The following is a 10,329-nucleotide window of genomic DNA, read 5'->3' on the forward strand; positions in this document are numbered from 1 at the left end:
TTCAAAGGATGCAAAAATAGTGACTGCGGTCGAGGTAGACAGGAGGATTCGGTATGAACAGTTTAAGGTGGAGAAACCTCAGTATTGGATTGAAATACACCATCATTTTTCTTGTAATGGCACTTGTATTTTTTATGGCTATATTAGCGGCTTATTTTTATTTATCCGGTGCACAGGAAGAAATGAGAGAAACGGGGACAAAAAATGAAGTGGCGAACAATAGTGGAGAGCTCGTTGCTGCCTATCAAGAAAAGTACATGTTAATACCGGAATATATTTTGCTTGCTGATGAAGAAATGCTTTCAGCGTATTTAGAAGCGAGCAAGGAGCTTGTAGCAACAGCAAAAGAAATGAAGCCGCATTTATCTGAAGATCAGGTTCCCATCTTTGAAAATATGATAAAAAACAATGATCAGCTGGACCAATATTTTTTCAGCACCGTTGTGCCAAAGGTCCAGGATATTGATACGGAAGAGTTTGCTGCGCTGCAGATAGAAGTGAATTCATTAAAAGAAGAAACGGTTGCGCTTGGAAAGAAGCTGCAGGCATCCGCTGTGCAGTCGAGTAAAGGGGCCATTACCTCTGCTACAGAAAGTCTTGCAAAAACCGTTTTTGTATTGCTTGTATCAGCGACCGCCTCTTTGATTTTGTCACTTATCCTGCTTTTATGGACGAGCCGGTCGATCAGCAGCAGCTTAAAACGGATCGTCCAAAAAAGTGATGAAATTGCCAAAGGCCACTTAAACACAGAGCCTTTGACTTATAAAGGCAAGGATGAAATTGGGCAGCTTTCTGATTCATTAAATAAAATGGGAGACAGTCTGAAGTTGACTCTTTCTGAGGTAGCCGACTTGTCTCGAATGGTGGATTCTCAAAGTGCTATGCTGTTTTCCGCATCAGAAGAGGTGGGGGCGGGAAGCAGCCAAATGGCTATAACGATTGAAGAAATGACACAAGGCGCAGCTTCGCAGGCGGATAAGGCGTCTATTATCTCTCACAATACCCGCTCATTCAGCACAGATATTATTCGGGCAGGTGAACATACGAAGGAGCTGGATCGTTTTTCTGGCGAGGTTTTAGAGGTATCGACTAGAGGATATTTGCAAATGACAGAGTCGATGAAGCAGATTGAAAGAATTCATTTAGTGATGGAAGGCTCACTTGAAAAAATCAAATCACTTGAAGAAAAAACAGGCTCTATCACAGCCCTTGTTGGCGCCATTCAGTCGATCGCTGACCAAACAAATTTACTGGCGCTTAACGCATCAATCGAAGCAGCGCGTGCAGGAGAAGCGGGAAAAGGGTTTTCAGTCGTCGCTTCAGAAGTGAGAAAGCTATCTGAGCAAGTAGGCCATGCCGTTCACGATATCACTACTATTGTGAACGTTATCAACTTTGATACAGCGGCTATCTCAGATGATTTGACGAAAGGCTATAGTGAAGTAGCGAAAGGCACTGAAACGATGCAGCAATCAAGTCAAAACTTTCATGATATTAAAGATCGAATTGATGTAATGTTTTCCAAGATTCAAGCAATCGCTTCTGTTTTTGCCTTAATTGAGCAAACGAGCCAGGAAATCAATACGTCTGTTGAACAGATTGCCCAGATTTCTGAGCTGTCCGCTGCAGGATCAGAGGAAATATCAGCAACCGTGCTTGAACAAGCACAGTCGGTTCATTCTATCTCCGGGAGCGCAAAACAGCTATCTGAAATGGCAGAGAAAATGAATGCGAGAATTCAGCAATTTAAACTTTCTTGAGGAGGGACAATCATGAGAAAATGGATAGGGATTTTGCTTGTTCTGCTGATGCTTTCGGCTTGCGGTACAGCAGAAAACAGCAGCTCTCCGACAGAAGATCAGAAATTAACCGATTCGGATCAGCTTTATGTAGGTTTTGTGCTTGATACGCTGAAGGATGAGCGGTGGTATAAAGACAAACAATTATTTGAAGAGGCAGTGGAGTCAAAAGGGGCGAGAATTAAGACATTGGCGGCAAATGGCAATGACGATGTTCAGCTTAAGCAGGCGGAGCTATTAATTGAAGAAGGGGTGGACGTGCTTGTTGTTGTACCGCATGATGCCGCATATTCAGCCGCAATTGTAGACATGGCGCATGAAGCAGACGTTAAAGTAATCTCCTATGACCGGCTAATCACAAACGCACCAGTAGATTATTATATTTCATTTGATAACGTAAAGGTGGGCGAGTTGCAGGCGACAGAAATTCTTAAAATAAAACCGTCTGGCACGTATGCATATATTGGCGGTGCAGAATCCGATAACAACGCGGTGTTGTTCCGGCAGGGAGCGATGAATGTACTGAAGCCGCATATTGATAAAGGAACGATACAGCTTGCATACGATCAGTATACGGACGGATGGGATCCGAACAAAGCAGAGGAAAATATGAAGGCTGCACTGAAGCAAAGAGGGAATAAATTTGACGCAGTTATCGCAGCGAACGATGGAACGGCGGGTGGTGTCATTAAGGCGCTTTCAGAACAAGGAATGGCGGGGAAAGTGCCGGTTTCAGGCCAGGACGCGGAGCTTGAAGGCGTAAGGCGTGTTGTAGCGGGCACTCAATCGATGACAGTGTATAAGCCTATCTCTTTGCTTGCGTCACAGGCGGCCGATATTGCTGTAACGGTCGCAGCGGATAAGCCGGTTGACGCTGAGCAGTCTGTCAATAACGGAGAAGCGGATATACCCGCTATTTTATTGGAACCAGTTGCGATAACGAAGGACACGATACGTGATACCATTGTAAAAGACGGGTATTTAACACAAGAAGAAATATACGGGGAATAAAACCGATTTTATTTCGTTTAATTAATAGGAAAAGCCGAACGAATGCGAAAGTTCATCGCAGTCGTTCGGCTTTTCCGGTTATTGCACGGCTCTTGATCCGTTCTTTTTTAGTTAAACAAACCGACCGACTGCAGCAGGATAAACAAAATAGCGGCAGGGGCAACAAATTTCACGAGAACATACCATGTGTTGAAGAGTGCCATGCTCATCGAAGAGCCGCGCAGCACTTCTTCCTGAACATCGGCCTTTTTCATTTTGAATCCGGTAAATAGCGCAATGAACAGTGCCCCGAGCGGCATCGCAATGCTGCTGGTCATAAAGTCCGCGAAATCAAAAATAGACCGGTTCAGGATCGTGATGTGGCTTAATACGCCAAATGAAAGGGCAGAAGGAATGCCGACGATAAAAATGGCCAGACCTGTTAGCCAGGCGGCTTTTTTTCGTTTGCCTGCATCCTGTTTTGTCACAGCAGCCACGACAATTTCTAAAATGGAAAAAGCGGAGGTCAGCGTGGCAAACAGCAGCAAAACTAAAAAGACAAAGAAAAACAGAGAGCCAAAAGGCATTTGCCCGAACACAGCCGGCAGAACAACGAACACCAGTCCCGGACCCTGACCAGGCTCATATCCAAGTGCAAACACAGCCGGAAAAATAACGAGACCGGCCAGCAGGGAAATAACAATGTTCAATCCTGCTACTGAAAAAGCAGACCGTGTCATATCTTCTTTTTTATCCAAATACGATGCGTAGGTCACCATGACAGAGACACCGATGCTGAGTGCGAAAAAAGCCTGGCCAAGCGCGGTTAATGCCGTCTGGCCATTTAAGTAGGCCCAGTCCGGTGACAGTAAAAACCGTACACCCTCCATCGCACCGGGAAGGGTCAAGGACCGGATCACAAGGGCAATAAACAAAATGAACAGGGCGGGCATCATAAAGGTGCTGGCGCGTTCAATTCCTTTTTGCACACCGCCCTGCACGACCATAATCGTCATGATCATAAAGAGCGCCTGCGCGATTAACACTTCCACAGGATTTGAAATGATTTCACCGAACAGCGCATCAAAGTTCATATCCTGACTGATAACTCCCGCAGCCGTGCGCCACATATAGGAAAGAACCCATCCGCCAACAACACTGTAAAACGATAAAATAATAAACGCGGCAATAACACCAACGGTCCCGACAATAGGCCAGGCGGTTTTAGGCGCTAATGCTTGAAAGGACGAAATCGCATCTTTTTGGGTACGGCGCCCGATAAAAAATTCGGCCAGCAATATAGGTGCACCAATTAAAATGGTAAATAAAATAAACAAAAGAAAAAAGACGCCGCCGCCATTCGTTCCGGCCATGTACGGAAATTTCCATATAGCGCCAAGGCCAATTGCCGAACCGGCAGCGGCTAAAATAAACCCGATTTTTGAAGACCATTGTTCCTGCTTTTTCATACGTCAACTCCTCGATTTCTACTCATTGTCGAAACTACTACTGTACTTCTTTTTTGCGCAAAAAACCAGTCATTAATTTCATGCCAACCAAAAGTATGGTATAATATCGCGACGCATAAAACAAGAAACCAATAAAAAACTGGAGAGATTTGATGGAATCAAAATTTGAACCGGGGCAGATTGTGACCGGGAAGATCACAGGCATTCAGCCGTATGGCGCTTTTGTTGCGCTCGACTACGGACGCCAGGGTCTTATTCACATATCGGAAATCACGCACGGGTTTGTACGTGATATTCACGATTATTTAACAGTGGGCGATGACGTTACCGTAAAGGTATTATCAGTCAATGACGATGAATCGAAAATCAGCTTATCGATTCGAGCGACAGAAGAGGGAAGCCGGAATCAACGGCGCGGCATTCAGATCGATGATGATGGCGACGGCTTTCATCCACTGCAGGACAAGCTGCAGGAATGGATCGAACAATCAATGAAGGAAGAACAGAAAAAAGGCTGACGGAATTGCTTGCGAATGGTCTCTTCACAGGCGTACAATGAAAGCGGAAGCATGAAAGCTGTAAAAATGAGAATAAAAGAGGCGAAGGTATATGGCTGAAAACTTGAACTTGTTCACATCAACCCAGAATGTTATTAAAGAAGCGCTGACAAAACTCGGCTACACGGAAGAAATGTACGAGCTGTTGAAAGAGCCGCTCCGCATGATGACGGTGCGCATTCCGGTAAAAATGGATGATGGATCGGTGAAAATTTTCACTGGATACCGGGCACAGCATAACGATGCTCCTGGTCCGACAAAGGGCGGCGTTCGTTTTCACCCTGAAGTAAATGAAGAAGAGGTGAAAGCGTTATCTATGTGGATGACGCTGAAGGCGGGTATTGTGGATTTGCCATACGGAGGCGGAAAAGGCGGCGTGATCTGTGACCCGCGCCAGCTTTCAATGAGAGAGATTGAAAACATTAGCCGCGGATATGTTCGGGCAATCAGTCAAATTGTTGGGCCGACAAAGGATATTCCGGCACCGGATGTATACACAAATTCACAGATTATGGCCTGGATGATGGACGAATACAGCCGTATTCGCGAATTCGATTCCCCAGGATTTATTACCGGGAAGCCTTTGGCACTCGGCGGGTCACATGGAAGAGAAAAAGCGACCGCTCAAGGAGTGACGATTTGCATCCATGAAGCAGCTAAAAAACGGGGAATCGAGATAAAAGGGGCACGTGTCATCGTTCAGGGATTTGGCAATGCCGGCAGCTTTTTGTCTAAATTCATGCATGATGCCGGTGCGAAGGTAGTTGGAATTTCAGACGCTTACGGCGGATTGTATGATGCAGACGGGCTTGATATTGACTATTTGCTTGACCGCCGGGACAGCTTCGGCACCATCACGACATTATTTGACAATACCGTTACCAACCAGGAGCTGCTTGAAATGGACTGTGATATCCTCGTTCCGGCAGCCATCTCGAATCAAATAACGGCTGAAAATGCGCATAATATAAAAGCGGCTATTGTTGTGGAAGCGGCCAACGGTCCGACAACGCTTGAAGCCACCAGAATTTTATCTGAACGGGGCATTCTGCTTGTTCCTGACGTTCTGGCAAGCTCTGGCGGCGTGACCGTTTCCTATTTTGAATGGGTTCAGAACAACCAGGGATACTACTGGACAGAAGAAGAAGTAAATGACAAACTGCATCGCAACTTAACGAAAGCATTCGATAATATTTACGAAGTGGCTCAAACACGCGGCGTCAATATGCGTCTTGCCGCCTATATGGTCGGCGTGCGCCGTGCAGCGGAAGCATCTAAATTTAGAGGATGGGTTTAACCTTGGAAAAACGGCTGAGACATTGGGCCGTTTTTTTGTGCTTTAAGTTCAATTAGTTGAAATGGGAATCGTTTTTTTCGCATAATGAGGGATGAAAAGGAGTGAATGACTCATGAATGAATTTGTGTATTGGAATCCAGTGAAATGGATTTTTGGAAAAGACACTGTGAATCAGTTAAGAGATCAAGCAGCTTCGTATGGTGAAAAAGTACTTCTTGTTTACGGCGGCGGCAGTATCAAAAAAAGCGGCCTGTATGATCTTGTGTTAAAACAATTAGAGGGCTTTTCGATTACGGAGCTGGCCGGTGTGGAACCCAATCCTCGTCTCACGACTGTAAAGCGTGGAGCTGAGCTGTGCCGGGAAAACGATATCTCCTTTATTCTTGCGGTTGGCGGCGGCAGTGTGATTGATTGTGCAAAAGCTGTTGCGGCAGCGGCGAAGTTCGACGGCGATCCGTGGGATTTCATTACGAAAAAGGCACCTGTAGAGGATGCGCTGCCGTTCGGCACTATTTTAACGCACGCAGCGACGGCTTCTGAGATGAATTCAGGATCGGTCATTACGAACTGGGAAACAAATGAGAAGCTGGGCTGGGGAAGCCCGCACGTGTTCCCGAAATTCTCCATCTGTGATCCGCACTGGACACTGACAGTGCCAAAGGATCAAACAACATACGGCGTCGTTGATATGATGACACATATGCTGGAGCAGTACTTCCATAACGCGGACCAAACAGATGTGCAGGACCGCATGATTGAAGGAACGCTGAAAACACTCGTTGAAAAAGCACCCGATTTAATGAAGGATTTGAAGGATGAAAAACTTCGTGAAACGGTTATGTTTGCCGGAACAATTGGCTTGAACGGCATGCTTCAAATGGGCTATCGGGGCGACTGGGCCACCCACAACATTGAGCACGCTGTGTCAGCTGTTTACGATATTCCGCACGGCGGGGGGCTGGCGATCCTGTTTCCAAACTGGATGAAGCATAATATCGATGTGAAACCGGAACGCTTTAAGCAGCTGGCTGTTCGTGTATTTGACATTGATTCGGAAGGCAAGTCGGACCGAGAAGCAGGTCTGGAAGGCATTGAGGCACTCCGGGCATTTTGGACGAAAATCGAAGCGCCAGAACGGCTGGCTGATTATGACATTGATGACAGCCGCATAGAAGAGATGGCAGAAAAAACGTTATTTAACGGTCCTTTCGGTAATTTTACCAAGCTGGATCGTGAAGATGTGATCGCCATTTTGCGCGCATCACTTTAACCGGGCGGAATTCCGCCCGGTTTTTCAATGTTTTTTCACTTGCGAAAACGCGTTCAGTCGTATACAGTAAAGTGGAAAAATACAGTTTAAACGGAGGGTTTTACGAGTATGACGCATATTAAATTTGATTATTCAAATGCGCTTCCTTTTTTCGGTGAGCATGAAATCAGCTACCTGCAGGACGCTGTAAAAGTAGCTCATCATTCTCTTCATGAGAAAACAGGCCAGGGAAGCGATTATCTTGGCTGGATTGATTTGCCTGAAGATTATGATAAAGAAGAGTTTGCGCGTATTAAAAAAGCAGCGGAAAAAATTCGTAACGATTCTGACGTGTTAATTGTAATCGGCATCGGCGGTTCGTATCTAGGTGCGCGCGCAGCAATTGATATGCTGAACCATAGCTTTTATAATGTGCTTTCTTCTGAAAAGCGCAATGGTCCGCAAGTGTTTTTTGCAGGCAATAACATCAGCTCTACATACATGAGTGACTTGATTGAAGTGCTTGAAGGCAAAAACTGGTCGATTAATGTTATTTCCAAGTCTGGTACGACGACAGAGCCGGCACTTGCATTCCGCTTGTTCCGCGACCTTCTCGAAAAACAATACGGTGAGAAAGAAGCGAAAAGCCGTATTTATGCAACAACGGACAAAGCGCGAGGTGCTTTAAAAACAGTAGCCGACGAAGAAGGATACGAAACATTCGTTATTCCTGATGATGTTGGCGGCCGCTACTCTGTTTTGACAGCTGTTGGTCTTCTGCCAATCGCAGCATCAGGAGTTGATATTGATGACATGATGCAGGGAGCGCGTGATGCCCGCAGTGCGTACAGCTCATCTGAACTGTCTGAGAATGAAGCGTATCAATACGCGGTTGTCCGTAATGTTTTGTATAACAAGGGCAAAACGATTGAAATGCTGATTAACTATGAGCCAGGTCTTCAATATTTCTCCGAGTGGTGGAAGCAATTATTCGGCGAAAGTGAAGGGAAAGACTTTAAAGGCATTTATCCGTCATCTGCCAACTTCTCGACGGACCTTCATTCACTTGGACAGTATGTTCAGGAAGGACGCCGTGACTTGTTCGAAACCGTTATCCGCGTAGAAAACCCGCGTAAATCGTTAACGATCGAAAAAGCGGAAAACGACCTGGACGGCTTGAATTATCTTGCAGGTGAATCTGTTGATTTTGTGAACAACAAAGCGTTTGAAGGAACACTTCTTGCTCACACAGACGGCGGCGTACCGAATTTGACTGTCTCCATTCCGGCAATGGACGCCTACACATTTGGCTACACAGCTTATTTCTTTGAAAAAGCATGTGCACTCAGCGGCTACCTGCTTGGCGTCAACCCATTTGATCAGCCAGGTGTAGAAGCCTATAAAGTAAACATGTTTGCATTGCTTGGCAAGCCTGGATTTGAAGAAAAGAAAGCTGAGCTTGAAAAAAGACTTCGCGGGGAATAATCCCCTCGAAGTTTTTTTATGAAAAATGCTTGCATTTAATTTAAAAATAAGTATAATTTAATCTAGACGTTAGTGAAATATACATATGCTACATTGTATCATGGGGGCTTAGCTCAGCTGGGAGAGCGCTTGCATGGCATGCAAGAGGTCGTCGGTTCGATCCCGATAGTCTCCATCTTAAAAAAGACCGCTCAAATTTGAGCGGTCTTTTTTGCATGAACATCTATTTAGCTGCTTTCTACATCGACAGATTGGATGTTCGGGATTTCAGAAAGAGTGTAGTATACTTCTGTCGTTCTTCTCTTAAAGTAAACGCCAACAGTTAATTCAAGAAGGTGGCTGTTATTTTTTTCGTCGTAATAAATATGAATTCTTTTAATGGATATGTCGTGCTGCTCCAAAGACTTGACGATTCCTTGAACGTGGTGATGTGCCCCGGTACGCAGCTTAATACGCAGCGTTTTTTCACGAAGTCTTCTCGGGCCGGTCATTCTTAAGATGAAAGGCAGGATTTCAACCGCCAGAATCATCATGACAACACCTGCCAGGGCTGCGGCATAAAAGCCCGCTCCTACGACAATCCCAACACCGGCAGCGCCCCAGATCATAGCAGCTGTCGTTAATCCGGAAATACTGTCGTTAGCGCGGTGTAAGATAACGCCTGCTCCGAGAAAGCCGATGCCGGACACTATTTGAGCAGCGAGTCTCAGGGGGTCCATCGTAATGTTTATGCTGGCGTCCTGGTGGTAAAGATAGACGGACTCGACAGAAACGATTGTCAGCAGGCAGCTGATAATCGAAATAACGATACTTGTTTTCAGCCCGACTGGTTTTCTTTTCAGCTCTCGCTCAAGACCGATGACAGCGCCTAAACTGCCAGACAACATAAGTTTTATGAGAATAGATGAATCAAGCACCCATTCCATCACATATGCACCTGCTTTCCATTGGTTCCTCTCTCCTATTATACAGGAGAATAGCTTGAACCATTCTGAATTTCCACCAGCTGTTTTCCGGTGAAAAATAATCTGCTTAAAATGCTTGCAGAAAGATAAAATATTATGGTATATTACTTCTTGTCCGATTGAAGTAATCAACGAAATTCGTTCCGTTGTTTATTCAAAAAGGATTGTTTAAAAAGCACATTGTGCTATAATAATGATTGTCGTAAAAAAGTCAGGTGGCTACAGCGAAGAGGTCACACCCGTTCCCATCCCGAACACGGCAGTTAAGCTCTTCAGCGCCGATGGTAGTTGGGGGTCTCCCCCTGTGAGAGCAGGACGCCGCCTGGCGAAACACATTTTATATACATATGTGGAGGATTAGCTCAGCTGGGAGAGCATCTGCCTTACAAGCAGAGGGTCGGCGGTTCGATCCCGTCATCCTCCACCATTTCTTTGTGCCGGTGTAGCTCAACTGGTAGAGCAACTGACTTGTAATCAGTAGGTTGGGGGTTCAAGTCCTCTTGCCGGCACCACTTTCA

8 protein-coding genes, 3 tRNA genes and 1 rRNA gene are annotated in these 10,329 nt (G+C 45.6%); 10 read left to right on the plus strand and 2 right to left on the minus strand.

The window, feature by feature from the left end; genetic code table 11:
* The first annotated feature begins 53 nt into the window (after nucleotides 1-53).
* Nucleotides 54-1,760, plus strand: coding sequence for a methyl-accepting chemotaxis protein (locus tag BW952_RS12525; RefSeq protein WP_045850377.1), 1,707 nt, complete (start codon nucleotides 54-56; stop codon nucleotides 1,758-1,760).
* 12 nt (nucleotides 1,761-1,772) lie between these two features.
* The gene (locus tag BW952_RS12530; RefSeq protein ID WP_045850378.1) at nucleotides 1,773-2,810 is read left to right on the plus strand and encodes a sugar ABC transporter substrate-binding protein; all 1,038 of its coding nucleotides are present in this window, start codon (nucleotides 1,773-1,775) and stop codon (nucleotides 2,808-2,810) included.
* A gap of 107 nt (nucleotides 2,811-2,917) precedes the next feature.
* Here BW952_RS12530 and BW952_RS12535 read toward each other — a convergent pair whose 3' ends face one another.
* Nucleotides 2,918-4,258, minus strand: a complete 1,341-nt coding sequence (locus BW952_RS12535) for a sodium-dependent transporter (RefSeq protein ID WP_045850379.1) — start codon at nucleotides 4,256-4,258, stop codon at nucleotides 2,918-2,920.
* Nucleotides 4,259-4,410: 152 nt separating this feature from the next.
* Between BW952_RS12535 and yugI the strand changes: the two genes are divergently transcribed.
* The 5 genes from yugI to BW952_RS12560 all read left to right on the plus strand — a co-directional run bounded on the left by yugI (nucleotide 4,411) and on the right by BW952_RS12560 (nucleotide 9,021).
* Nucleotides 4,411-4,776: a S1 domain-containing post-transcriptional regulator GSP13 gene (gene yugI, locus BW952_RS12540; RefSeq protein WP_045850380.1), complete on the plus strand. Its 366-nt coding sequence runs from the start codon at nucleotides 4,411-4,413 to the stop codon at nucleotides 4,774-4,776.
* Between the two features lie 91 nt (nucleotides 4,777-4,867).
* Nucleotides 4,868-6,112 (plus strand): Glu/Leu/Phe/Val family dehydrogenase, encoded by a 1,245-nt coding sequence (locus BW952_RS12545; RefSeq protein WP_045850381.1) that lies wholly within the window; start codon nucleotides 4,868-4,870, stop codon nucleotides 6,110-6,112.
* Between the two features lie 112 nt (nucleotides 6,113-6,224).
* Nucleotides 6,225-7,382, plus strand: a complete 1,158-nt coding sequence (locus BW952_RS12550; RefSeq protein ID WP_045850382.1) for an iron-containing alcohol dehydrogenase — start codon at nucleotides 6,225-6,227, stop codon at nucleotides 7,380-7,382.
* 108 nt (nucleotides 7,383-7,490) lie between these two features.
* Nucleotides 7,491-8,846 (plus strand): glucose-6-phosphate isomerase, encoded by a 1,356-nt coding sequence (locus BW952_RS12555; RefSeq protein WP_045850383.1) that lies wholly within the window; start codon nucleotides 7,491-7,493, stop codon nucleotides 8,844-8,846.
* Between the two features lie 102 nt (nucleotides 8,847-8,948).
* Nucleotides 8,949-9,021, plus strand: a tRNA-Ala gene (locus BW952_RS12560).
* Nucleotides 9,022-9,073: 52 nt separating this feature from the next.
* Here BW952_RS12560 and BW952_RS12565 read toward each other — a convergent pair.
* Nucleotides 9,074-9,772, minus strand: coding sequence for an MgtC/SapB family protein (locus tag BW952_RS12565; protein ID WP_045850384.1), 699 nt, complete (start codon nucleotides 9,770-9,772; stop codon nucleotides 9,074-9,076).
* Nucleotides 9,773-10,022: 250 nt separating this feature from the next.
* Here BW952_RS12565 and rrf point away from each other — a divergent pair.
* The 3 genes from rrf (at nucleotide 10,023) to BW952_RS12580 (ending at nucleotide 10,323) form a co-directional block, all read left to right on the plus strand.
* Nucleotides 10,023-10,138, plus strand: a 5S ribosomal RNA gene (gene rrf, locus BW952_RS12570).
* A 24-nt stretch (nucleotides 10,139-10,162) separates the two neighbouring features.
* Nucleotides 10,163-10,238, plus strand: a tRNA-Val gene (locus BW952_RS12575).
* 9 nt (nucleotides 10,239-10,247) lie between these two features.
* Nucleotides 10,248-10,323 (plus strand) — tRNA-Thr (locus BW952_RS12580).
* Nucleotides 10,324-10,329 lie beyond the last annotated feature (6 nt).

Source organism: Domibacillus enclensis (assembly GCF_900156125.1).
Classification (GTDB): Bacteria; Bacillota; Bacilli; order Bacillales; family Domibacillaceae; genus Domibacillus; species Domibacillus enclensis.